The sequence below is a fragment of the Corynebacterium sp. HMSC034E11 genome (genome assembly GCF_001835905.1).
In the GTDB taxonomy this organism is placed as follows: Bacteria; Actinomycetota; Actinomycetes; order Mycobacteriales; family Mycobacteriaceae; genus Corynebacterium; species Corynebacterium coyleae.
The window spans coordinates 260,720-282,769 of sequence record NZ_KV826394.1 but is presented as its reverse complement, the minus strand read 5'-3'; the positions used below and the strand labels follow the sequence as shown (position 1 = coordinate 282,769).

General features: G+C 61.1%; 22 protein-coding genes. 19 read left to right on the top strand and 3 right to left on the bottom strand.

Annotated elements, in window-relative coordinates; genetic code table 11:
- Positions 1-13 precede the first annotated feature (13 nt).
- The 11 genes from trmD (at position 14) to HMPREF2690_RS05325 (ending at position 11,371) form a co-directional block, all read left to right on the top strand.
- Entirely contained in the window at positions 14-1,093 is a 1,080-nt protein-coding gene (trmD, locus tag HMPREF2690_RS05375) for a tRNA (guanosine(37)-N1)-methyltransferase TrmD (RefSeq protein ID WP_070820340.1), read from the top strand.
- A gap of 104 nt (positions 1,094-1,197) precedes the next feature.
- Entirely contained in the window at positions 1,198-2,583 is a 1,386-nt protein-coding gene (locus tag HMPREF2690_RS05370; RefSeq protein WP_070820339.1) for an anaerobic C4-dicarboxylate transporter, read from the top strand.
- A 36-nt stretch (positions 2,584-2,619) separates the two neighbouring features.
- Entirely contained in the window at positions 2,620-4,938 is a 2,319-nt protein-coding gene (locus HMPREF2690_RS05365) for a Tex family protein (RefSeq protein WP_070820338.1), read from the top strand.
- A 114-nt stretch (positions 4,939-5,052) separates the two neighbouring features.
- On the top strand, positions 5,053-5,400 hold the full coding sequence (gene rplS / locus HMPREF2690_RS05360; RefSeq protein WP_070422256.1) for a 50S ribosomal protein L19: 348 nt from the start codon (positions 5,053-5,055) through the stop codon (positions 5,398-5,400).
- Positions 5,401-5,577: 177 nt separating this feature from the next.
- On the top strand, positions 5,578-6,336 hold the full coding sequence (gene lepB, locus HMPREF2690_RS05355; RefSeq protein WP_070771591.1) for a signal peptidase I: 759 nt from the start codon (positions 5,578-5,580) through the stop codon (positions 6,334-6,336).
- Between the two features lie 4 nt (positions 6,337-6,340).
- Entirely contained in the window at positions 6,341-6,991 is a 651-nt protein-coding gene (locus HMPREF2690_RS05350) for a ribonuclease HII (RefSeq protein WP_070450984.1), read from the top strand.
- Positions 6,988-7,293, top strand: a complete 306-nt coding sequence (locus tag HMPREF2690_RS05345; protein ID WP_070422258.1) for a DUF2469 domain-containing protein — start codon at positions 6,988-6,990, stop codon at positions 7,291-7,293. Before HMPREF2690_RS05350 ends, HMPREF2690_RS05345 begins: the two co-directional genes overlap by 4 nt.
- Positions 7,294-7,367: 74 nt before the next feature.
- Positions 7,368-7,748 (top strand): YraN family protein, encoded by a 381-nt coding sequence (locus tag HMPREF2690_RS05340; protein WP_070422259.1) that lies wholly within the window; start codon positions 7,368-7,370, stop codon positions 7,746-7,748.
- The gene (locus HMPREF2690_RS05335) at positions 7,735-9,258 is read left to right on the top strand and encodes a YifB family Mg chelatase-like AAA ATPase (RefSeq protein WP_070483901.1); all 1,524 of its coding nucleotides are present in this window, start codon (positions 7,735-7,737) and stop codon (positions 9,256-9,258) included. Before HMPREF2690_RS05340 ends, HMPREF2690_RS05335 begins: the two co-directional genes overlap by 14 nt.
- Positions 9,255-10,430: a DNA-processing protein DprA gene (locus HMPREF2690_RS05330; RefSeq protein ID WP_070820337.1), complete on the top strand. Its 1,176-nt coding sequence runs from the start codon at positions 9,255-9,257 to the stop codon at positions 10,428-10,430. The genes HMPREF2690_RS05335 and HMPREF2690_RS05330 overlap by 4 nt, the downstream gene beginning before the upstream one ends.
- 41 nt (positions 10,431-10,471) lie before the next feature.
- The gene (locus HMPREF2690_RS05325) at positions 10,472-11,371 is read left to right on the top strand and encodes a tyrosine recombinase XerC (RefSeq protein ID WP_070483897.1); all 900 of its coding nucleotides are present in this window, start codon (positions 10,472-10,474) and stop codon (positions 11,369-11,371) included.
- Here HMPREF2690_RS05325 and HMPREF2690_RS05320 read toward each other — a convergent pair.
- Entirely contained in the window at positions 11,334-11,864 is a 531-nt protein-coding gene (locus tag HMPREF2690_RS05320) for a M23 family metallopeptidase (RefSeq protein WP_083279399.1), read from the bottom strand. The genes HMPREF2690_RS05325 and HMPREF2690_RS05320 overlap by 38 nt on opposite strands.
- A 330-nt stretch (positions 11,865-12,194) precedes the next feature.
- Between HMPREF2690_RS05320 and rpsB the strand changes: the two genes are divergently transcribed.
- The 3 genes from rpsB (at position 12,195) to pyrH (ending at position 15,071) form a co-directional block, all read left to right on the top strand.
- Positions 12,195-13,112, top strand: coding sequence for a 30S ribosomal protein S2 (gene rpsB, locus HMPREF2690_RS05315; protein WP_070422264.1), 918 nt, complete (start codon positions 12,195-12,197; stop codon positions 13,110-13,112).
- 231 nt (positions 13,113-13,343) lie between these two features.
- Positions 13,344-14,162, top strand: a complete 819-nt coding sequence (tsf, locus tag HMPREF2690_RS05310; protein WP_070450990.1) for a translation elongation factor Ts — start codon at positions 13,344-13,346, stop codon at positions 14,160-14,162.
- Between the two features lie 225 nt (positions 14,163-14,387).
- Positions 14,388-15,071 (top strand): UMP kinase, encoded by a 684-nt coding sequence (gene pyrH, locus HMPREF2690_RS05305; protein WP_070422390.1) that lies wholly within the window; start codon positions 14,388-14,390, stop codon positions 15,069-15,071.
- Here pyrH and HMPREF2690_RS05300 read toward each other — a convergent pair.
- Positions 15,060-16,139, bottom strand: a complete 1,080-nt coding sequence (locus HMPREF2690_RS05300) for an amidase family protein (RefSeq protein WP_141761206.1) — start codon at positions 16,137-16,139, stop codon at positions 15,060-15,062. The genes pyrH and HMPREF2690_RS05300 overlap by 12 nt on opposite strands.
- 73 nt (positions 16,140-16,212) lie before the next feature.
- On the opposite strand from HMPREF2690_RS05300, the gene frr reads away from it, so the two are divergent.
- Genes frr through rlmN form a run of 3 tightly spaced genes read left to right on the top strand, consistent with a single transcriptional unit; the run spans position 16,213 to position 18,839 of the window.
- The gene (frr, locus tag HMPREF2690_RS05295) at positions 16,213-16,770 is read left to right on the top strand and encodes a ribosome recycling factor (protein ID WP_070422266.1); all 558 of its coding nucleotides are present in this window, start codon (positions 16,213-16,215) and stop codon (positions 16,768-16,770) included.
- A 1-nt stretch (position 16,771) separates the two neighbouring features.
- Positions 16,772-17,680 (top strand): phosphatidate cytidylyltransferase, encoded by a 909-nt coding sequence (locus HMPREF2690_RS05290; protein ID WP_070422267.1) that lies wholly within the window; start codon positions 16,772-16,774, stop codon positions 17,678-17,680.
- Positions 17,681-17,735: 55 nt separating this feature from the next.
- Positions 17,736-18,839 (top strand): dual-specificity RNA methyltransferase RlmN, encoded by a 1,104-nt coding sequence (gene rlmN / locus HMPREF2690_RS05285; protein WP_070450991.1) that lies wholly within the window; start codon positions 17,736-17,738, stop codon positions 18,837-18,839.
- Positions 18,840-18,914: 75 nt separating this feature from the next.
- Here the strand turns inward: rlmN and HMPREF2690_RS05280 are convergent, their stop codons facing one another.
- Complete coding sequence (locus HMPREF2690_RS05280) at positions 18,915-19,403, bottom strand: DUF2631 domain-containing protein (protein ID WP_083292009.1); 489 nt, start codon at positions 19,401-19,403, stop codon at positions 18,915-18,917.
- A 196-nt stretch (positions 19,404-19,599) separates the two neighbouring features.
- Between HMPREF2690_RS05280 and dxr the strand changes: the two genes are divergently transcribed.
- Positions 19,600-20,760: a 1-deoxy-D-xylulose-5-phosphate reductoisomerase gene (gene dxr, locus HMPREF2690_RS05275; RefSeq protein ID WP_070820336.1), complete on the top strand. Its 1,161-nt coding sequence runs from the start codon at positions 19,600-19,602 to the stop codon at positions 20,758-20,760.
- 63 nt (positions 20,761-20,823) lie between these two features.
- Complete coding sequence (locus HMPREF2690_RS05270; RefSeq protein ID WP_070483891.1) at positions 20,824-22,032, top strand: M50 family metallopeptidase; 1,209 nt, start codon at positions 20,824-20,826, stop codon at positions 22,030-22,032.
- Positions 22,033-22,050 lie beyond the last annotated feature (18 nt).

Genomic DNA, 22,050 nt, shown 5'->3' with positions numbered 1-22,050 from the left:
GAGGGACTGCTTGATGTCTAACCCGAAGCCGGTGCTTCGCCTCGATGTCGTCACCATTTTCCCGGAGTACTTGGACCCGTTGCGCCACGCGCTGCTGGGCAAGGCGATTGAGCAGGGCATCCTGTCTGTCGGAGTGCATGACCTGCGTGATTGGGCGACGGGTAACCACAAGTCGGTAGACGCGCCCCCGCTGGGCGGTGGTCCTGGCATGGTGATGAAGCCGGAAGTGTGGGGGCCGGCGCTCGACGATGTTGCTGCGGGACGCACAGGCACGGAGCTGGACTCGGCGGCCAAGCACCGGAATGACAAGTTGCGTCACGACGATGTCGCAAACGTTGCACCGCGCCCGTACGAATCCCCAGTGGCAGGCGATGACGCCTCAAAGCCGCTGTTGCTCGTTCCCACACCGGCCGGAAAGCCATTTACGCAGGCGGATGCCCGTGCCTGGTCGCGCGAGGAACACATTGTGTTCGCTTGCGGGCGCTACGAGGGAATCGACCAGCGTGTCTTCGAGGATGCGAAGCAGCGCTACCGGGTGCGTGAGGTGTCCATTGGTGACTATGTACTCATTGGTGGCGAGGTCGCCGTACTGGTCATCGCGGAGGCAGTCACCCGGTTGATCCCCGGAGTGCTTGGCAACACTGAAAGCCACGAGGAGGACAGCTTCTCGGATGGGTTGCTTGAGGGCCCGAGTTATACAAAACCACGAGTATGGCGGGGGATCGAGGCTCCGGAGGTGCTTACCTCTGGCGACCACAAGAAGGTTGAAGCGTGGCGCCGTGAGCAGTCGCTGAAACGCACCCGTGCCGTCAGGCCCGAATTGCTCGAACAGGTGGAGCTCAGTGAAGAGGACCGGTTCATGCTGGATTCGCGTGAGGTTGTGTCGGTGTTCGAGGTGGGCGGACAGCGGGTCGTCGCAAAGCAACTGCGACGGGCGCTGAAACAGGCAGGCTACCGCGCGGAGACGATCGAGCGGAACGAAACGACGCTTACGGTAAAAGGGCGAACCGCGCTGTCGCTGGAGGATGCGACGCAAGCGGTTGCGGATGCGTTGCCGAAGGGTACGCAGTGGAGCGGGTACACGGCAGGGTAATGCCTGCTGAGGTGGTGAAAATCACCCCACAATAATTTAAAGGTCAGATCATTGTTCGCTTAGAGTTGGGTGTGTTACACGCGTTGCAAAACGAAAGGACACCCATGCTCGCGTCAGTGCTCGACCCCACCTCGGGGCTCGCAATTGTCCTTCAAATCGCCGTTATTCTTGGCGCTCTTCTGCTCGGCACGCGGTACGGGGGCCTTGGGCTCGGTCTGATCTCTGGCATTGGCCTTATGCTCATGGTCTTCGTCTTCGGTCTGGAGCCGGGCGAACCACCGGTGGGCGTTATGCTCACCATCATCGCAGTCATCGGCTGTGCGGCGACCCTCCAACAATCGCGCGGATTGGAGGTGATGATGCAGCAAGCCGAGAAGCTCCTTCGCGCCCACCCCGAACGGATCACCCTGCTGGCTCCGGTGACCACATGGTTCCTCACCGTGCTGTGCGGTACCGGCCACGTGGTGTACACCATGTTCCCGATTATCGAGGACATTGCGGTGAAGAAAGGGATTCGCCCAGAGCGTCCTATGGCGGTGGCTTCCACTTCTGCGCAGATGGGTATTACAGCCTCGCCGGTGTCGGTGGCCACTGTGTCGCTTGCGTCGATTTTGGCGGAACACGCCGGTGTCATCGATAAGGCGTACTCGATCCCGCAGATTCTTATGGTTGCCATTCCGGCTTCGCTTTCCGGCGTGATCTTGGCCGCGCTGTGGTCGCTGCGTCGTGGCAAGGACCTGGACAAAGACCCGGCGTTCCAGGAGCGCATGAAGGACCCGGAGTTTGCGGAGTCCATCAAGCGGTCCAGCCACTCGCTTTTGGATGAGGTCTTTCCAAAGTCCGCCCGCAACGCGGTGTGGATCTTCCTCGGTGCGATCGCGTTCGTGGTTGTTCTCGGCGCGTTTGAGGGCCTGCGTCCCGCGTTCGACGACGGTGACGGTGGCATGAAGCCGCTGTCCATGAACCTCGCCATCCAGATGGTGATGCTCTTTGCCGGTGCGATCATCTTGCTGTTCTGCAAGGTAGATCACAAGAAGATCGCCTCGACACCGGTGTTCAAGGCAGGCATGACCGCGGTGTTCTCCGTGTTTGGCGTGGCCTGGATGGCGGATACGTTCTTCGCGGCGCACATCGACCAGCTCGAATCCAGCCTCGGTTCTGTTGTGGAAGCTGCCCCGTGGGCGTATGCCATCGTGTTGCTGATTGTGTCCAAGTTGGTGAACTCCCAGGCTGCGGCGCTGGTCGCTATTGCCCCGATCGGGCTTGCCTTGGGCATCGACCCGAAGGTCATTGTCGGCTTCTACGGCGCGGCGTATGGCTACTGGATCCTGCCCACCTACCCGTCCGACCTGGCTTGCATCGGCTTCGACCGCACCGGCACCACCCGAATTGGCAAGTTCGTGATCAACCACTCGTTCCTGATTCCGGGTGCGATCTCGGTGTTCACTTCGTGCGTGGTGGGCTCGATTCTGGCGCAGGTGCTGCTGTAAAGCTGGCACAACAACGGCGCGACTAAGATCGCCCGAATGACATCAATCGCAGTCACCATCGCGAACGAACTCAACATTCGGGAATCTCAGGTCGAGCAGGCGCTGAAACTGCTCGCCGAGGGCAACACCGTGCCGTTCATTTCCCGCTACCGCAAGGAAGCCACCGGTGGGCTCGACGACGGGCAGTTGCGCCACATTGAGGAGCGCAACATCTACCTCGTCGAGCTCGCTGAGCGCAAGACCGCGGTGCTCGAAAGTATTGAGGAGCAGGGCAAACTTACCGACGATCTCAAACGCGAGATTCTCGCAGCCGACACGAAGGCGCGCGTCGAAGACCTGTACCTGCCGTACAAGAAGCGTCGCAAGACTAAGGCGGATATCGCCCGCGAGGCAGGTCTTGAGGATTTGACGCAGTTGCTTATCGACGACCCCACCGCCACCCCCGAGACCCTCGCCGAGAGGTACCTCTCCGAAGGATTCCCGGACACGAAGGCTGCACTCGACGGTGCCCGCGCGATTCTGGTGGACCGGTTCGCCACCGACGCCGACCTGGTCGGTGCGGTGCGTGACCGCGTGTACGAGCAGGGCACCATGCGCTCCTCGGTCGTTGAGGGCAAAGAACAGGAAGGTGCGAAGTTCGCGGACTACTTCGACTTCTCGGAGCCGTTCGACAAACTGCCCAGCCACCGCATTTTGGCGCTGCTTCGCGGGGAGAACGAGGGCGTGCTCACGCTCAACCTTGACCCGGGCGACGAGTCTGTTTTTGAGGGCATGATTGCGGATCGTTTCGATCTTCCGGTGAAAGACTCCGCCTGGCTGGCCAAGGCGGTGCAGTGGGGTTGGCGCACGAAACTGCAGGTGTCGGCCAACCTAGATACCCGCATGCGTCTGAAGGAAAAGGCCGAGGAGGGCGCGCTGCAGGTGTTCAAGACCAACCTGCGTGACGTGTTGCTCGCCGCCCCCGCAGGTCAGCGCGCAACGCTCGCGCTTGACCCGGGCTATCGCAACGGCGTGAAGTGCGCGGTTGTGGACGGCACCGGCAAGGTGCTGGCCACGACAATCGTCTACCCGCACCAGCCGCAGAACCGTTGGGACGCGTCGCGTGCCGAGTTAGCGTCGCTGGCTGCCCAGCACGGAGTCGAGCTCATCGCTATTGGCAACGGCACCGCTTCGCGCGAATCGGAGAAGCTCGCCGGCGAGGTAGCGGACCTCATCGCACAGGCTGGCGGCAAGCGCCCGACTCCGGTGGTTGTGTCCGAATCAGGCGCGTCGGTCTATTCGGCAAGCCCAATCGCAGCCGAAGAGTTCCCAGACATGGATGTCTCGCTGCGCTCCGCAGTGTCCATTGCGCGCCGCCTGCAGGACCCTTTGGCGGAACTGGTCAAGGTTGACCCGAAGTCGATCGGCGTAGGCCAGTACCAGCACGACGTGAATCAAACGGCGCTCGCACAGACGTTGGACGCTGTGGTGGAGGATGCGGTGAACTCAGTTGGCGTGGACGTCAATACCGCTTCGGCACCGCTGCTTGAGCGTGTCGCTGGTCTGTCCGGCACGGTGGCGAAGAACATCGTGGCGTACCGCGACGAGCACGGCAGTTTTGCTACCCGCAAGGAGTTGGGCAAGGTTCCGCGTCTGGGGCCGAAGGCTTTCGAGCAGGCCGCTGGCTTCCTGCGTATCCAGGGCGGGACGAACCCGCTCGATGGCTCAGCGGTACACCCGGAGGCTTACCCGGTGGTGGAGCGCGTCGCCCAGGCGACGGGTCTGAACACCGAGCAACTCATTGGCAACACGGCGGTACTCACCAAACTCAAGCCGGCGGATTTCGCTGACGACACCTTCGGTGTGCCTACCGTGACCGACATTCTCGCCGAGCTGGACAAGCCGGGGCGCGACCCGCGCCCTGAGTTTAAAACTGCGGAGTTCAAGGAAGGCGTCAACGAGGTCAAGGATCTCAAGCCCGGCATGATCCTCGAGGGAACCGTGACCAATGTTGCGGCTTTTGGCGCGTTCGTGGATGTGGGTGTGCACCAGGATGGTCTGGTTCACGTCTCCGCGATGAGCCACAAGTTTGTTTCCGACCCTCACGAGGTGGTGCGCTCCGGCGAAGTAGTCAAGGTCAAGGTGATGGATGTGGATGTCGCTCGCAACCGCATCGGGTTGAGCCTGCGGCTTGACGACGAGCCCGGCCAGCCCGGCCAGCCCAACAGCCAGAAACAGCGCAGTGGCCAGAACCGTGGCCAGAACCGTGGCGGTCAGAAGCAGCGCCAGGGGCGAAACCAGAACCGGGGCGGTGATCGTCGTCAAGCATCTGGCTCGATGGCGGACGCGCTCAAGCGTGCCGGATTTGGGAAGTGACCGGGCAGTATGTAGAATGCTGCAGGTTGTTGTAATCGACACGAACCGGCCGAGCGCCCTGATTAGGGAAGTGCCGCCAGGGTCCTCTGTCCGAAAACGAAAAGGATTGCTTTCATGAGCAACGGCATTATTGATCTGGTTGACGCAGGCCAGCTCCGTGACGATATCCCGGACTTCCGCCCGGGCGATACCCTCGACGTTCACGTTAAGGTTATCGAGGGTTCTGTGACCCGTACTCAGGTGTTCACTGGCTTCGTTGTGCGTCGCCAGGGCAGCGGTATCCGCGAGACCTTCACCGTCCGCAAGGTTTCCTTCGGCATCGGCGTTGAGCGTACCTTCCCGGTGCACTCCCCGAACCTGGAGAAGATTGAGGTCGTCCGCAAGGGTGACGTCCGTCGTGCGAAGCTGTACTACATGCGCGATCTGCGCGGTAAGGCTGCTCGTATTAAGGAGCGTCGCTAGTTTTAGCCGCACCACGTGCCCCGTCCGAGTTTCTCGGGCGGGGCACGTTGCGTTCTCAGGGTGTCGGGGTGCGGTGCTAACCTATCCGGCGTGACCAACGCGAATGTGCCCGCCAACGGGCAGCCCCAGACCCCTAAGCCGCACAACCCGTACGCTGCCGAGGATGCATCGTATGAGGTGAACGCTGCAGACCGCCCTGCAAACGGCGCTGCAAATGGCGCTGACAGCAGCGACGAGAAGCAGAACCTTCCCTGGTACGTCGAGATCCCGGTGGTAGTTGTGCTCACGTTGGTGATCATGTTCGTGCTGCAAACGTTTATCGGCCGGCTGTATGTCATTCCGTCGGCGTCGATGGAGCCAACGCTGCACGGCGAGGACGGTTCGGGCGACCGCATTTTTGTGGAGAAGGTCAGCTATTACTTCTCGGACCCTGAGCCGGGTGATGTCATCGTGTTCGCCGGTACGGATTCGTGGAACACGGGTTTTTCCTCCAACCGTTCTTCGAACCCTGCGATTCGTGGGTTGCAGGAGGTGGGTTCCTGGGTTGGTTTGGTGCCCAAGGATGAAAACACGTTGGTCAAGCGCATCATCGCTACCGGCGGACAGACTGTCTCGTGTCAGGCGGGCGACCCGGCGGTCATGGTTGATGGTAAGCCGATCGATCAGTCGTACATCTTGCAGCCGAACTTCTACCCGGTGGATGAGGAGACCGGATCGGATGCGTGTGGTGGTCCGTACTTCGGCCCGGTGACGGTGCCGGAAGGCCACTACTTCATGATGGGCGATAACCGCACCAACTCGCTGGACTCTCGCTACCACTTGGGGGATCAGTTCCAGGGAACTATTCCGGAGGAGAATATCCGCGGCAAGGTGCAGGCGGTTGTCTTCCCGCTGAACCGCCTTCAGGGTGTGTCGGACCCGGACATTCAGCAGTAGGGTAGTGCGCCGTCTTAAGCAGTTACGCACCTACGAGGTCGCGTTGGACAAGGCCGGGCTGGGGCCGGTGGCGGGGGTCGATGAGGCTGGCCGGGGCGCGTGCTTCGGCCCTGTGACCATCGCTGCGTGCGTCTTGCCCATCAAGCCGATTGCTGCGCTTGAGGGGTTGACGGATTCGAAGAAACTCTCGGCGAAAAAGCGCGAGTTGCTTTTCGACGAAATCCGCAACGCCGCCGTCTCCTACCACGTCATTCATATCCCTGCGGCAGAGATTGATCGGCGCGGGATCCAACACGCCAACCTGGATGGGGCCCGGCGCGCCGTCGCAGGCTTGGATGTCGATCCGGGTTACGTGCTCGTGGACGCGTTTCGTGTGCCGGGGCTTCGCGCACCGCAACTGCCAGTTGTCGGCGGTGACTACACCGCGCGTTGTATCGCTGCGGCGAGTGTGCTGGCAAAGGTGAGCCGCGACAGGCTCGTTGTGGAGATGGCTCGGGACTATCCGCAGTACGGGTTGGAGGGCCACAAGGGCTATTCAACAAAGGTGCATATGGACGCGGTGCGCCGCCACGGGGCGAGCCCGGAACATCGTTATAGTTATGCGAACGTCAGGGACGCTGACAGGTTTCACACTGAGCTAAGGGGTCATGTATGAGCGCCGAGGATCTTGACAACTACGAGGCAGAAGTTGAGCTGTCCCTGTACCGCGAGTACCGCGACGTGGCGAGCCAGTTCTCCTACGTTGTGGAGACGGACCGCCGCTTCTACCTGGCTAATGCGGTGAAGCTGATTCCGCACACGGAGGGTGGCGACGTCTACTACGAGGTCCTCATGTCGGATGCGTGGGTGTGGGACATGTACCGTGCGGTGCGCTTTGTGCGTTACGTGCGTGTGATCACCTACAAGGACGTCAACATTGAAGAGTTGGATAAACCTGAGCTGACATTCCCGGAGTAGGGAACCGGGGCGTGCATTTGCCCGTCTAATAGGCACCAGATGTTTTGGTCCTAAAAGACAATAAGGGGGAATGTATGCACGCCAGGTATGCGGCCCAACAGGAGTTGGGCGTATTGGGGGAACGTGCTGCGGCTCGCTGGTACGCGGAGCAAGGGTATACCGTCCTTGGTCAGCGAGAACGCGTTGCTGCGGGGGAGATTGACGCAGTCGTTGAAGACGAAGACGGCACGATTGTGTTCGTCGAGGTGAAGTCGCGCAGGGGTGGCGCGTTCGGTGCTGCGGAGGCGGTCACTGCGAAGAAGTTGCGCACGATGCGTCGTTGCGCTGCGCAGTGGATGCGAGAGCATCCTGCGTTGGGGGTTCGCGCTATCCGTTTCGACGTCGTGGAGTGCGTCACCGATGGCGATGATTTCGTCCTTCGTCGTTACTTGGGGGTGGAAGATGCCGCTTGCTAGCACGATCAGCGCAACAGTTGAGGGCATCACGGCTCGGCTTGTCACTGTGGAGGCCAACGTCGGCCCGGGTCTTCCGGGGATCCACATGGTGGGGTTGGGCGATGCTGCGGTGAAAGAGTCGCGCGACCGGATTCGCACTGCGATCTCCAACTCGCAGCTTCCTTGGCCACGTACGAAGATCATGGTGTCGTTGTCGCCGGCGCATTTGCCGAAGACGGGCTCGCACTTCGACTTACCGATTGCAGCTGCCGTCTTGGGCAGTTTGGATCCGCGGGTGCAGCGCAGACTAGAGAGCACAATGCTGCTCGGAGAGCTGGCGTTGGATGGTTCGTTGCGCCGAGTGGACGGCGTGTTGCCGATGCTGATTGCAATGCTTCACGACGACTCCACCACCGGACCCGACATCGTCGTCGTTCCACGAGAGAACGCCGCAGAAGCCTCACTGCTCGGCATGAAGAACATCCTTGTGGCAGATTCGCTGGCGCAGGTGTGGCAGTGGCTCATCGGGGAGACAACGCTGGATACCGTCGGCGAGCCGGAGGTCCAACACGCTGCAGCGGTCGCGGACTTCAGTGACATCGCCGGAATGACTGTGGAGCGCGAGGCCCTCGAGGTCGCCGCAGCCGGTGGGCACCACGTGATGATGATCGGCCCGCCTGGCTCCGGCAAGTCGATGCTGGCAGAGCGGCTGCCTTCTATCTTGCCGCCGCTGAACATCGAGGAGATGGTGGAAGTCACGGCGCTGCACTCGGCTGCGGGAATTTCCAGTGGCGGCATTGTGTCCAACCGGCCGTTTATCGCCCCACATCCGTCGTTGACCAGGGCGGCGCTCATCGGCGGCGGTTCAGGAGTGCCTCGCCCCGGGGTGGTCAGCCAGGCCCACCATGGGGTGCTGTTCCTCGACGAAGCCTCGGAGATTTCTGCGCACGTTCTCGACGCGCTTCGGATCCCGCTAGAAAAGCGTGAGGTGCGCCTGACGCGCTCGCGCCGGGAAGTTGTCTACCCGGCTGATACGCAAATCGTTCTGGCTGCGAACCCGTGTGCGTGCCAGCGGGTCAACGGCAATTGCACGTGTCGGGTGGCTGAGCGGGCCCGGCACTTATCCAACGTTTCCGGCCCGTTGCTCGACCGGCTGGATGTGTTCATCCAGACCTCAGCGGATTCCACGGTGGTTACCCCGGGTGACGCGGAGTCGTCGGCAGTCATCGCCGAGCGTGTCATGCAGGCGCGCGAGCGTGCCCAAGAGCGCTGGTCGCAGGCTGGTATCGACGAGTCCGTCAACGCTCGCGTTGCCCCAACTTTGATCCGCAAGCAATTTCCCGCGGACGAAGCAGCGATGGCCTACCTGTCCTCGCTGCTGCGCACCGGAAGTATCACGCAGCGTGGCGTGGATCGGAGCCTGAAGGTGGCGTGGACGCTTGCGGATCTGGAAGGCGTGGCGCAACCGGATATCGACCATGTGGCTCGCGCCGTCGATATGCGCACCGCACCAGAGGAGGTGGCGGCATGAGGAATGTAAGTTCGCCAGAATCCTGGGCGTATCTCAGCCGTGTTGTCGAGGGACCCTCGATCCACATTCAGGAGTTCATTACCAACGGGCGAAGCGCGGACGAGATTGCCCACGGTGTGCGCACGCGTGCAAGCTGGATCGGGGCCCTAGGACCGCAGACGCAAAACCGCTATACCTGGGACCAACCTGCGCAGGATCTCGCGCGTGCTAGGGCCGCCGGATATACGTTGCTGACTCCAGACTCGCCAGGCTGGCCTGGAGAGAACATCAAGCCCACGTTCCACTGTGAGTATCCGGACGATGATCGAAAACTTTCCCTGAACGAAGAAGCGGTTGCACCACACGCGCTGTGGGTAAAAGGTGAAGCAGACCTTGCGAAGCTACTTGCACAGTCGGTCGGCGTTGTCGGTACACGAACAGCAACGCAGTATGGACGTCACGCTACCGATGACCTTGTGCGGGGTTTGGCAAAACACCAGTACACGATCGTCTCTGGTGGTGCACTGGGCATCGACACGATCGCACACCAGGCGGCCCTCGACTGTGGAGCGCCAACTGTGGTGGTCGCCGCCTGCGGGCCGGGGTACGTCTACCCGCTGAGCAACGAGCCACTCTTCGATCGGGTTGTGCGCGCCGGGGGAGCCATTGTCACCGAGTACCCACCCGGCACGACCCCGGACCGGCACCGGTTCCTCACCCGTAACCGTCTCGTAGCAGGGCTGACCCAGGGCACCCTGCTGGTGGAAGCGGCGTTTCGCTCAGGTGCGTTAAACACGCTGAAGTGGGCCAATGCAATGAATAAACAAACGATGGCAGTGCCGGGCCCCATAACTGCAACGGAGTCGCTCGGCACGAACCTCGCCATTCAGAACAAGCAGGCGGCGATGGTGCTCAACGCCGACCAGATTCACGAGCACATCGTGCATACGGGGGATTTCGATGCGGGCGAGCAGATGGAAATGAAGTACCCGCCGACATTGACGCAGCAACTCAGCCACAACGAACTGCGCATTTACGACGCACTGCCACGAGCAGGCGAAGGATCGCGAACGGCTGAAGAGATCGCGGCAGACGCTGGCCTTTCCATCGGACTGACGGTGCACATTCTGATGGACCTGGCCAAGCGGGGAGTGGTGCAGCGCGAGCGGAAGGAATGGTCCCGCACCGAGTGAATAACCAAGTGAATATTGGTTAGCGAGTAAACTCCTGCGACATGAGTGAAAGCGTAGGGCAAGTGCAAGCGGGCGTCGGCGATTTCGCCGACTACGCCTCGCTTGTGCTCGGGCGCTCCCCAAACACAGTGAAGGGGTATGTCTCCGACCTGGCGACACTCGCCGGGTACGCAGACACCTTCGACGCGTTCACCCTGGAGGCGCTTCGCACCTGGCTGGCCGACGCACTGACCGCCGGGCGCAGCCGAGCCACCCTTGCGCGCCGTACCGCAGCCGCGCGCGCATTCTCTACCTGGGCGTACCGCCAGGGCTACATCGACCACGACGCAGCAGCCCGCCTCAAAGCACCAAAAGTGAATCGCGCGCTGCCAAACGTCGTGCGAGGAGAGCGTGCCACAGAACTCGTCGAGGCGGATACCGCCGACGACGCCCACCCCGCCGAACACCTCCGTGACCGAGCCATGCTCGAGCTGCTCTACGCCACCGGCATGCGTGTTGGCGAACTCACCGGTCTCAACCTCGCCGACATTGACCTGGCTCGCGGGCTTGCCCGCGTGACCGGCAAAGGCAACAAACAACGCGTGGTCCCATTCGGGCGCGAAGCAACACTGGCGCTCAACGAGTGGCTCGAGTTCGGGCGCTCCGAACTGGCCAATGGCAAAGCAGAGGATGCGGTATTCGTCGGATCCCGTGGCGGGCGCATCGGCCAACGCCAAGTGCGCCGCGTTGTCGAGCGCGCCGGGCAACGTGCCGGTGTCAGCGACATCAGTCCGCACACCCTTCGCCACACGGCCGCGACGCACATGCTCGAAGGCGGAGCGGATCTGCGTGTTGTGCAGGAAATGCTTGGGCACTCAAGCCTGCAAACCACGCAAATTTACACACACGTCTCGGCGCAGCGGCTCAAAAACGTCTACGACCAGGCGCATCCACGGGCTTAAGTCGTATTCTCGGTGGCTCCAGCAGTGTGAGCGGATCGATGTACTTGTCAGGTCCTGTAAGCGCACCCCAGTGCAGTCCGTCGTGTTCGCCAGCAAAGTGGCTTGTGGCGCGCGCAAGTCTGCCAATGATGTGGCCTTCCGTAACGTTGTCGCCAGCCTTGAGGTCTGAGCGCACTGGCTGGTAGGTCGTGCGAATGCCCCCTGGGTGGTCAATCGAGATCACAGGAGTGCCCGCGACAGTGCCGACGAACGCCACAACCCCGTCGCCCGCAGCGAGCACAGGCGCGTTGAGCTTCAAAGGCAGATCCACGCCACGGTGGCCAGGCTTCCAATTTTCCTCCGGGATTGACGCAGGACGGGATACCGCGCGGGGATACGGTGTGCCTGCCGCGGGATCGACCCAGGCAAGGGCGGTGGCGGGGGAGCACCACAGTAGGGCTCCGAGCAGGATGGTGGCTGTGGTGGTGCGTGGCGTCGTCGATAGGCAATGCATGCTCTCAAAGGACCATTGCGGCGCGGAAAAAACCAGGGTTCGCGCAAAATCTGTGGATAACGGGAGTGGTTAGTGTGACTCCAGGGGAAGTCATCCACAACGTCGCAGATGAGTTTAGGTTTTTAGGGCTCATGCGGGTAAGGTTGCCGGGGCAGTTTGTGCAGCACCGTAGAGCGCTGCATAAATTGACTACGCGCGCCGAACAATGGCTGCTCAGCAACGGTCCCTCTCACAGGGGTGCGGGGCAGGCACGGTGCCAGGGTGAGGGATAAAAACCCGCACGTGAGACTTATAAGTAACCGAACTACTTTCTCCGAAGGAGACATTCCCATGGCAGTTGTAACCATGCGTGAACTCCTCGACGCAGGTGTCCACTTTGGTCACCAGACGCGTCGCTGGAACCCGAAGATGCGTCGCTTCATCTTCACGGAGCGCAACGGCATCTACATCATCGACCTGCAGCAGACGCTGACCTACATCGATGAGGCATACGAGTTTGTCAAGGAAACCGTCGCACACGGCGGCACCATCCTGTTCGTCGGCACCAAGAAGCAGGCACAGGAGCCGATCCAGGAAGAGGCGCAGCGCGTCGGCATGCCGTACGTCACGCACCGCTGGCTGGGTGGCATGCTCACCAACTTCCAGACCGTATCCAAGCGTATCGGTCGCATGAAGGAACTTCAGGCGATGGACGCAGCCGAGGACGGCTACGCAGGTCGCGGCAAGAAGGAAATCCTCATGCTGACCCGCGAGCGCGTGAAGCTCGAGCGTGTCCTGGGTGGCATCTCTGAGATGACCAAGGCTCCGTCCGCTCTCTGGATCGTGGACACCAACAAGGAGCACATCGCCGTCAACGAGGCGCAGAAGCTCCGCATCCCGGTCGTCGCTGTTCTGGACACGAACTGCGACCCGGATGTTGTCGATTTCCCGATCCCGGGCAACGACGACGCCATCGGCGCTGTCAAGCTGCTCACCCACGTCGTGGGCGAGGCTGTCATCGCTGGTAAGCAGCAGCGCGAAGAGCGTCAGCTCGCAGCTGCACGTGACGCTGCAGGCGACACCGACGCGAAGCGTCAGGCTGAGGCAGCCGAGGCTGCTGCACAGGCCGCTGCTTCCGACGAGGTTTCCGCAGCCGATGCTGCTAAGGCCGCTGTTGCTGCAGAGACCGCTGCTCCGCAGGAAGTTGCAGAGGTCGAGCAGCCGGCAGCCGTCCGCGCTGCTGAGCAGGCTGAGGGCAAGGACGCCTAAGTCTCAAGGACACTGCAAGTCCGCAACCCAGGCGTAAGCCGCCTGGCTTCGGCCAGGATTCACGCACACCCCGCGTTCCGCTCACGTCCGCCGATTACCGGCCGGGACGCGGCGGACCGGGGTGTTCGTATTTTCCACACGTGGCAAGTCATGCCGCCGGCCAGATCGTCGGCTACGCTTGAAACGGTTGAATACCTTTACGTAAAACTTTCACGAGGAGGATCGCCCAATATGGCGAACTACACTGCTGCTGACGTCAAGAAGCTCCGCGAGATCACCGGCTCCGGCATGCTCGACTGCAAGAAGGCACTCGAGGAAACCGACGGCGACTTCGACAAGGCCGTTGAGAACCTCCGCATCAAGGGTGCGAAGGACGTGGGCAAGCGCGCTGAGCGCAACGCCCTCGAGGGCCTCGTTGCTGTTTCCGGCAACACTATCGTGGAGATCAACTCCGAGACCGACTTCGTGGCGAAGAACCAGGAGTTCAAGGACATCGCCAGCCAGATCGCTGAGGCTGCTGCTGCAGTGAAGGCGAACTCCCAGGAGGAGCTGGCAAAGGCCGACGTCAACGGTGAGACCGCACACGAGGTGCTGGAGCGCCTCTCCGCAAAGATCGGCGAGAAGCTCGAGCTGCGTCGCGCTGCCACCATCGAAGGCGACAACATTGCCAAGTACCTGCACCAGAAGGCTGCTGACCTTCCGCCGGCAGTTGGCGTACTCGTTGCCTACAACGGTGACAACGCTGAGGCTGCACACCAGGTGGCTCTGCAGATCGCTGCAATGAAGGCTCGTTACCTCAACAAGGAGGCTGTCCCGGCCGACGTTGTTGAGAAGGAGCGTGCGGTTCAGGAAGAGATCACCCGCAACGAGGGCAAGCCGGAAGCTGCCATCGAGAAGATTGTCGAGGGCCGCATGGGTGGCTTCTTCAAGGACGTTGTCCTGCTCGACCAGCCGTCGCTGGCTGACTCCAAGAAGACCGTGAAGCAGTTCGCTGACGAGAACGGCATCGAGATCACCGACTTCGTCCGCTTCGAGGTCGGCCAGGCATAAGCCAGGCGAGAGGTTTCATAGCCTCACACGCGGTGCAACCCCGTACTGTCTGTCCCGATTAGGGGGACGGGTGGTGCGGGGTTGTCGTCGTTAAGCAAGCAGTTCTGAACTCAACGCGTTGCGTGGCTAAGATCGGTTCCGAACATTTTGCAATTGGCTGATCCGCGCAAAGGAGCGTTTTCGGTGACTGACCTCAACCCCAACCGCACAGGTTTCAAGCGAGTCATGCTGAAGCTGGGGGGTGAGATGTTCGGCGGCGGCAAGGTTGGCATCGACCCCGACGTAGTCGAGTCCGTCGCCCGCCAGATCGCAGATGTCGCGCGCTCCGGCACCGAGGTCGCTGTCGTGATCGGTGGCGGCAACTTCTTCCGCGGCGCTCAGCTGCAGCAGCGCGGCATGGACCGTGCGCGCTCGGACTACATGGGCATGCTCGGCACTGTCATGAACTGCCTTGCGCTGCAGGACTTCTTGCAGCAGATGGGCATCGATTGCCGCGTCCAAACTTCGATCAACATGGCGCAGATTGCAGAGCCGTACCTGCCACTGCGTGCAGCACGCCACCTGGAGAAGGGCCGCGTGGTCATCTTCGGTGCGGGTATGGGTATGCCGTACTTCTCCACGGACACCACGGCCGCGCAGCGTGCGCTGGAGATCGGCTGCGAGGTGCTGCTCATGGCTAAGGGTGTGGACGGTGTCTACGACTCCGACCCGCGCGAGAACCCCGATGCGAAGCTCTACTCCGAGATTTCCCCTCGCGAGGTCATTGAACTTGGCCTCAAGGTTGCGGATGCCACCGCATTTAGTCTCTGTATGGACAACAACATGCCGATCCTGGTGTTTAATCTGCTCAAGGAAGGAAACATCGCCCGCGCGGTTGGCGGCGAGCAGGTAGGTACGCTAGTCGCCTAACAGCGTCTCAATATGCTGCGCCACCGTGAGCAGTTCCGGCCCGGTGAGCGTAAGGCTGCCAAGGTGCACCCCGCCGAGTGCAATCGCAGGGGTGCCGAGCATGTTGTACAGCGAGCACCACGGTGACCATTCGGTTTGCGCGTGGAAGCTCGCTTCTGGCGTGAGAGAGGGGAAATAGCCGATCCGGGGTGGTGCGAATGCGAGCGTGGGGGAGAGTACTACATCGACGTCCCATTGGGAGGCGATGAGGTGAGGCAAATCCCGGCGGTGTTGCTCGGCGGCGTCAAGGTCGCTGTTGGTCAGCTTGTGGGATTGCTCGACGAGCCAGCCGATGTATTCGCTGTCGAGCGGATCCGTCAGGTTGAAACTCGCGGTGATTGTGGTCGTGAAGTGGGCGTAGGTTTCCAGCGATTCGCGATACGGCTTGAGCTGCACCACTTCAAAGTCGAGAGCACTCGCAAGCTTTTCGACGAGCGCACCTCGCCGATCCTCCACATCCGGCCGCGCGAAGATACCGTCGGTAAGCACACCGATTCGGAGCCGCTTGCCTTTGATGCGGCGGTGCCAACCCCACAACGTGAATTGGTCCGCGACGTCCTGGGTGAGAAACCCATGTGCGGCGATACCTTTGCTTGCGGGTTTGAAGCCGACGATCTCGCACGCTGCAGCTGGCACGCGTATGGATCCGCCGGCATCGGTGCCGTGTGCGGCGCGAACGGTGCCGTCGGCCACCACAACTGCGGCGCCAGTAGAAGAGCCACCTGGGGTGCAGCCGGGGTAGGCCGGCGACTCGAGCACGGGAACGTCAGGGCGTTCTGCGTAGCAGGTCGCGCCCAGCTCCGAGGTCAGCGTCTTGCCGTGGATGGCGACGCCGTGCGCCAAAAGATTGGAGATAAACGGATCGGTTGCTGTTGCGGTGTAGGCGCGTGCAGGGCTGCCGTGGGTAGTGGTCATGCCAGCAACGTCGGTGCCGTCTTTGACCGGAATCTGCCAACCAGCCAGACGTCCAACGTTTGGGCGCGGCCGCGTGTGTGTGCTTGGGGGCAACGTGAACGCGGGATGCAGCATGGCGCCAGTGTAGGTGCCAGTCGCGCTGGTAGGTTAGTAGGGACGCCGAATAGAGAAAAGGTAGGGTTTTCCCATGATTGATGACGTATTGCTGGATGCCGAAGAGCGCATGACCGCCTCTGTTGAGCACGCTCGTGACGAGTTGGCCACGATTCGTACCGGACGTGCGAACCCGGCGATGTTCAACGGTGTGATGGCTGACTTCTACGGTGCACCGACGCCGATTAACCAGATGGCGACGATTTCCGTGCCGGAGCCGCGCATGCTGCTGATCAAGCCGTACGACATGTCCACCATGGGTGAGATCGAGAACGCAATCCGTAACTCTGATCTCGGTGTGAACCCGACGGATGACGGCCAGGTCATCCGTGTGTCTATCCCGCAGCTCACCGAGGAACGCCGCCGTGACCTGGTCAAGCAGGCGAAGCAGAAGGGCGAGGACGGCAAGATTGCCATCCGTAATATCCGTCGCCAGGGCATGGAAGCGCTGAAGAAGATTCAGAAAGACGGCGACGCTGGTGAGGATGAGGTCGTGACCGCCGAGAAGGCGCTGGACAAGACCACCCAGTCCTACGTTGCTCAGGTCGATGAGATCGTTCAGCGTAAGGAAGCCGAACTGCTGGAGGTCTAGCGTGCCTGCTGCTGATCAGGAGGAGCGCGCCACGCCGAGCCGCTGGCCGGTGCATGCGCCGAAGCCGAAGAACAACCCGGGGCGTGATCTGCCGACCGCCATTACGACCGGTGTTGTGCTCGGCGCGATTGTCATTGCCGCCGTATGGGTGGGGCCCAAAGCCTGGTACCCACTTGTCGCCGTCGCTGTAGCAGGAGCGATGTGGGAGGTGATGACCCGGCTGCGGGAAGCTGGTTACCAGCAGCCGCGCACACTGCTGATCATCATGGCCCAACTCATGCTGTGGTCCTCCGTGCCGTATGGCACTACAGGGCTCGTGGCGGGTTTTGCCTTCACCGTTCTCGTTGTCATGTTCTGGGGGATGTTCCACCAGGGCAGGAATAAGCGACCAGAGAATTACCTGCGCGACACGGCAGTGAGTCTGTTCGTGCTTGCGTGGATTCCGCTGTTTGGCACGTTCGCCGCAATGATTTCCTTGATTAGCCAAGGTGGGGTGGATGGTTCCGCCTACATTGTGGCGTTCATGCTGTGCGTTGTTGCCAGTGATGTGGGTGGTTTTGCTGCAGGCGTGATGTTTGGCTCGCACCCGATGGCGCCGGCAATTAGCCCGAACAAGTCCTGGGAAGGCTTCGCTGGGTCGATCGTTGCCGGAAGTATTACCGGCATCTTGGTGGTCACGCTGCTCATTCACGGCCCGTGGTGGATGGGCGTAGTGCTCGGCATCGCTTTAGTGATTTGCGCGACGATGGGCGATTTGGTGGAAAGCCAGTTCAAGCGTGAACTGGGCATCAAAGACATGTCCAACCTGCTGCCAGGGCATGGTGGCATCATGGATCGACTTGACGGGATGCTTCCCGCAGCAGCGGCGACCTACATCCTGCTCACGACCATCACGCTTATGAGTGCCTAAGCACAGACCTAGTAATTCGAAAACATTCGTGCGACATGCAAAGATGGGGCGCACTATGAGTGATTTTCCCGAGATCAAACTGCTCGCCCCAAAGCGTGGCATGCCGCCGAAGCACTTCGCTGATTTGTCGGCACAGGAGCGAATCGACGCGTTGAAGGAACTCGGGCTGCCGAAGTTCCGTGCTGATCAGATCGCGCGACACTATTACGGCAAGTTTGAGGCAGATCCGCTGACGATGACGGATCTGCCCGAGAACCAGCGTCAGCTTGTCAAGGACGCACTTTTTCCCACGTTGTTGACTCCCGTGCGCACCGTGGAGACCGACAACGGTGATACCACGAAGACGCTGTGGCGCCTGCACGATGGCATCTTGTTGGAATCGGTGCTGATGCGTTACCCAGGTCGCGCGACGTTGTGCATCTCCTCGCAGGCTGGCTGCGGCATGGCATGCCCGTTCTGTGCGACCGGTCAGGGTGGCCTGGACCGTAACCTGTCCACCGCGGAGATCGTGGACCAGGTGCGCGCTGCGGCCGCAATGATGGAGGCAGAAGGCTCCCGCCTATCCAACATTGTGTTTATGGGGATGGGGGAGCCACTGGCTAACTACAAGCGTGTGGTCTCTGCTGTTCGCCAGATTACGCAGCCGTCGCCTGCTGGCTTCGGCATCTCCCAGCGCAACGTGACGGTATCCACTGTCGGACTTGCACCGCAGATTCGTATGCTCGCGGATGAAGGGCTGTCCTGCACACTCGCAGTGAGTCTGCACACACCGGACGATGAATTGCGCGACGAGTTGGTCCCGATCAACAACCGCTTCGAGGTAGCCGAAGTGCTTGATGCGGCCCGCTACTACGCGGACCAGACGGGGCGCCGTGTCTCCATTGAGTACGCCTTGATTCGCGACATGAACGATCAGAACTTCCGCGCTGACATGTTGGGCAAGAAGCTTCACAGCGCGTTGGGTTCGCTGGTGCACGTCAATCTCATTCCGCTCAACCCGACACCGGGATCGAAGTGGGATGCGTCGCCGAAGGATCGGCAGGACGAGTTCGTCCGCCGTGTGATCGCCCAAGGCGTGCCTTGCACGGTGCGCGACACCAAGGGCCAGGAGATCGCGGCTGCCTGCGGGCAGTTGGCAGCCGACGAAAAAACTGGCTAGTCCGCTCAGGCAGACGGCATGAAAATACCGCCGCACCTTCGTTGGAAGGTGCGGCGGTATTTCGTCGAAAAGATTTTAGAGGGCGTGCTTGCCGGTCTTGGATTCGACCTCGATGACCTCTACGTTTTCGCGTGCCTGCGCCGGTGCAGTGTTGCGCAGGTGTGCAACACGGCTCGGCTCGATGTTGAGGGCGCGCAGCTGGCTATCGGTCAGCGACTCGTAGACGTCGCCGGAGAGGGTGGCCTGGTCGTAGGTCCAGTCACGCTCCACGTAGCCGACCGGCTTGTTGTGCGACGTCACGGTGCGCACCTGGTTGAGCTTCGGCTTGGTAGCCAGAAGGATCAGTGCGAGAGCAATGAGGACGGCCAGTGCGATGAGCCAAATGGTCTCAACGTGGCCCTGGTGGTTGCCAAAGTTGTAGGCGACGAGGAACGCGACGGAAATCCAACCTGCCAGCTGGATGGCGCGGTCGCTCAGCGCACTCCAACCAAATTTGGCGGACGGGACGTCAGCCTCGGATACACCGTTGTACACCTGGGGTGCGCTTTCCTTTGCGTGGGCCACTGCAACGCTCCTTGTTAACACGGGATCGATCGCAAACACGATCACCTGGAAATGATGAAACTATCGCTGCCCATCATCGCACACAGAGCGCGAAAAAGGTGACAATAGCCCCCAATGTGTTCAAACTTTCGCACCACCTCGGGGGTTTAATCCAGTTCAAGTGCCGAAATGAATCAAAACGTGTCACAATGGTTGCGTGCGAAACGTTGTAATTTTAGGTTCGACCGGTTCCATTGGCTCACAGGCTGTGGAGGTGATCCGCGAAAACCGCGACAAGTTCAACATTGTCGGGATTGCCATTGGTGGCGCCAATCCTAAGGCTGCTATTGAGCAGGCGCAGGAGTTTGGCCTGAGCGCCGACCAGATTGCCGTGCGCAATATTGAGGGTGCGAAGGAAGTCTCCCGTGCGCTTGGCGGTTACGTGATCACTGGCGAGAACTCCGCTGCTGCGCTCGTTGAATCGCAGGAAGCTGACGTGGTGCTCAACGCACTCGTTGGTGCCTCGGGCCTGCCGGCAACCATGGCTGCGCTGCGCTCGGATGCGACACTTGCGTTGGCTAACAAAGAATCGCTTGTAGCGGGTGGCCGTATCGTGCTCGACGCTGCAAAGCCGGGTCAGATTGTTCCGGTTGATTCGGAGCACTCGGCAATGGCGCAGTGCATGCGCGGCACTCGCCGTAGCGAAATCGCTCGCCTTGTTCTTACCGCATCGGGTGGTCCGTTCCGTGGCTGGGAGCGCGAGGGTCTCATGGAGGTGACCACGGAAGAAGCCGTGGTACACCCGACCTGGTCGATGGGAACGATGAACACCATTAACTCTTCGACTCTGGTGAACAAGGGCCTTGAGCTGATTGAGGCGGCCATGTTGTTCGACATGGATCCGGACAAGATCGACGTCACGATTCACCCGCAGTCCGTGATTCACTCGTTGGTCACGTTTACGGACGGTGCAACGCTTGCACAGGCTTCGCCGCCGTCGATGAAGCTGCCTATCGCGCACGCGCTGGATTGGCCGAACCGTGTGCCGGATGTGCAGGAGCCGTTGGATTTCTCGCAGGCATTCTCGTGGGAGTTTGAGCCGCTGGACAACGAGGTGTTCCCTGCTGTGTGTCTGGCCCGTGAGGTGGCCAAGAAGGGTGATCCGTACCCGGTTATTTACAACGCTGCTAACGAAGCAGCGGTAGAGGCGTTCTTCGCGGGTCGCATTAAGTTCCCGGAGATCGTGGACATTATCGGGGAGGTCCTGGACGAGGCCGACGAGTTCGCCGCAGTCCCGAGCGATGTGTTTGATGTGATGCGGGTTGAGTCCCGTACGCGTGAGCGAGTCGCCGCGGCGATTGCGCGCATTGAGCGTTAGACCCTTGAGGTGCGGGCGGTGTGCCCGCACCTCTTCGCTGTGTGTGCTGTGGGGTGAAGCGCGATGAGTGTGTTGGGGATTGTGCTTTTCGCGCTTGCAATCACTGCTTCGATTGCGCTGCACGAAGCAGGCCACATGTTCACTGCGCGTGCGTTTGGCATGCGAGTGCGCCGGTTTTTTGTCGGTTTCGGGCCAACGTTGTGGTCGGTGAAACGGGGCGGAACAGAGTATGGGATTGCTGCGCTGCCGTTCGGTGGGTTCTGTGACATTGCGGGGATGACGGCGATGGATCCGGTCACCGAGGAGGAAGCGCCGCACGCGATGGTGAAAAAGCCTGCGTGGCAGCGTATTGCGGTGCTCTCCGGCGGGATCGTGATGAACATCTTGATCGGCGTCGTGATCATTTTTGGGGTTGCTGTCTCATCAGGTATCCGGAACCCGTACGCGGATTTCACCCCGAAGGTGGGCCAGGTCGTCTGTGTTGCCGACCAGGTGGATGAGAAAACTCTGGCGGAGTGCAGCGGACCTGGTCCTGCGGGCCAAGCGGGTGTACAGGTGGGCGACACGTTGGTTGCGGTCGACGACGAACCAATCGAGACATTCGCGGATCTGCGTACTTATGTTGCGCAGCGTCCGGGGGAGATGGTCGCGCTTGAGGTGGAGCGCGGTGGGTCGTCGCAAAGCATTGATGTCCCCGTGGCGCGGGTCGAGCGCATCGATCCTTCGACGGGCGAGCGTATCGACGTCGGCGCGGTGGGCATCGCCGCAGCTCCGGTCAAGGATGCGGTGAAGCAATTCGGGCCTGTCGAGGCGGTGCCGGCGACGGCCAAGTTTACCGGTCAGATGCTTCGTGCGTCCGTTGACGGGTTGATGGCGTTTCCGGGCAAGATCCCGGGGGTTGTCGCATCGATCTTCGGCGGGGAGCGCGACATTGAGGGCCCCATCAGTGTGATTGGGGCCTCGCGCACCGGCGGCGAGCTGGTGGAACGCGACCAGTGGCCGGCGTTTTGGATGATGCTGGCCAGCCTGAACTTCTTCCTGGCGTTGTTTAATCTCGTGCCGCTTCCACCGCTTGATGGTGGCCATATTGCGGTGGTTATTTACGAGAAGATTCGCAATGCTTTGCGACGACTCCGTGGCCTGCCACCAGTCGGCCCGGCAAACTACGAGAAGCTGATGCCACTGACCTATTTCATGGCGGCGCTGCTGCTTGTTGTCGGTGTGTTGGTGATGGCGGCAGACGTGGTCAACCCCGTCAATCTTTTTGGGTGACGGTGCTAGAGTTATCCA

What these genes read in the sequence shown, in the direction of transcription:
- trmD (WP_070820340.1), top strand. Translation starts at nt 14, where the DNA reads ATGTCTAACCCGAAGCCGGTGCTTCGCCTCGATGTCGTCACCATTTTC.
- HMPREF2690_RS05370 (WP_070820339.1), top strand. Translation starts at nt 1,198, where the DNA reads ATGCTCGCGTCAGTGCTCGACCCCACCTCGGGGCTCGCAATTGTCCTT.
- HMPREF2690_RS05365 (WP_070820338.1), top strand. Translation starts at nt 2,620, where the DNA reads ATGACATCAATCGCAGTCACCATCGCGAACGAACTCAACATTCGGGAA.
- rplS (WP_070422256.1), top strand. Translation starts at nt 5,053, where the DNA reads ATGAGCAACGGCATTATTGATCTGGTTGACGCAGGCCAGCTCCGTGAC.
- HMPREF2690_RS05345 (WP_070422258.1), top strand. Translation starts at nt 6,988, where the DNA reads ATGAGCGCCGAGGATCTTGACAACTACGAGGCAGAAGTTGAGCTGTCC.
- HMPREF2690_RS05340 (WP_070422259.1), top strand. Translation starts at nt 7,368, where the DNA reads ATGCACGCCAGGTATGCGGCCCAACAGGAGTTGGGCGTATTGGGGGAA.
- HMPREF2690_RS05335 (WP_070483901.1), top strand. Translation starts at nt 7,735, where the DNA reads ATGCCGCTTGCTAGCACGATCAGCGCAACAGTTGAGGGCATCACGGCT.
- HMPREF2690_RS05330 (WP_070820337.1), top strand. Translation starts at nt 9,255, where the DNA reads ATGAGGAATGTAAGTTCGCCAGAATCCTGGGCGTATCTCAGCCGTGTT.
- HMPREF2690_RS05325 (WP_070483897.1), top strand. Translation starts at nt 10,472, where the DNA reads ATGAGTGAAAGCGTAGGGCAAGTGCAAGCGGGCGTCGGCGATTTCGCC.
- HMPREF2690_RS05320 (WP_083279399.1), bottom strand. Translation starts at nt 11,864, where the DNA reads ATGCATTGCCTATCGACGACGCCACGCACCACCACAGCCACCATCCTG.
- rpsB (WP_070422264.1), top strand. Translation starts at nt 12,195, where the DNA reads ATGGCAGTTGTAACCATGCGTGAACTCCTCGACGCAGGTGTCCACTTT.
- tsf (WP_070450990.1), top strand. Translation starts at nt 13,344, where the DNA reads ATGGCGAACTACACTGCTGCTGACGTCAAGAAGCTCCGCGAGATCACC.
- pyrH (WP_070422390.1), top strand. Translation starts at nt 14,388, where the DNA reads ATGCTGAAGCTGGGGGGTGAGATGTTCGGCGGCGGCAAGGTTGGCATC.
- HMPREF2690_RS05300 (WP_141761206.1), bottom strand. Translation starts at nt 16,139, where the DNA reads ATGCTGCATCCCGCGTTCACGTTGCCCCCAAGCACACACACGCGGCCG.
- frr (WP_070422266.1), top strand. Translation starts at nt 16,213, where the DNA reads ATGATTGATGACGTATTGCTGGATGCCGAAGAGCGCATGACCGCCTCT.
- rlmN (WP_070450991.1), top strand. Translation starts at nt 17,736, where the DNA reads ATGAGTGATTTTCCCGAGATCAAACTGCTCGCCCCAAAGCGTGGCATG.
- HMPREF2690_RS05270 (WP_070483891.1), top strand. Translation starts at nt 20,824, where the DNA reads ATGAGTGTGTTGGGGATTGTGCTTTTCGCGCTTGCAATCACTGCTTCG.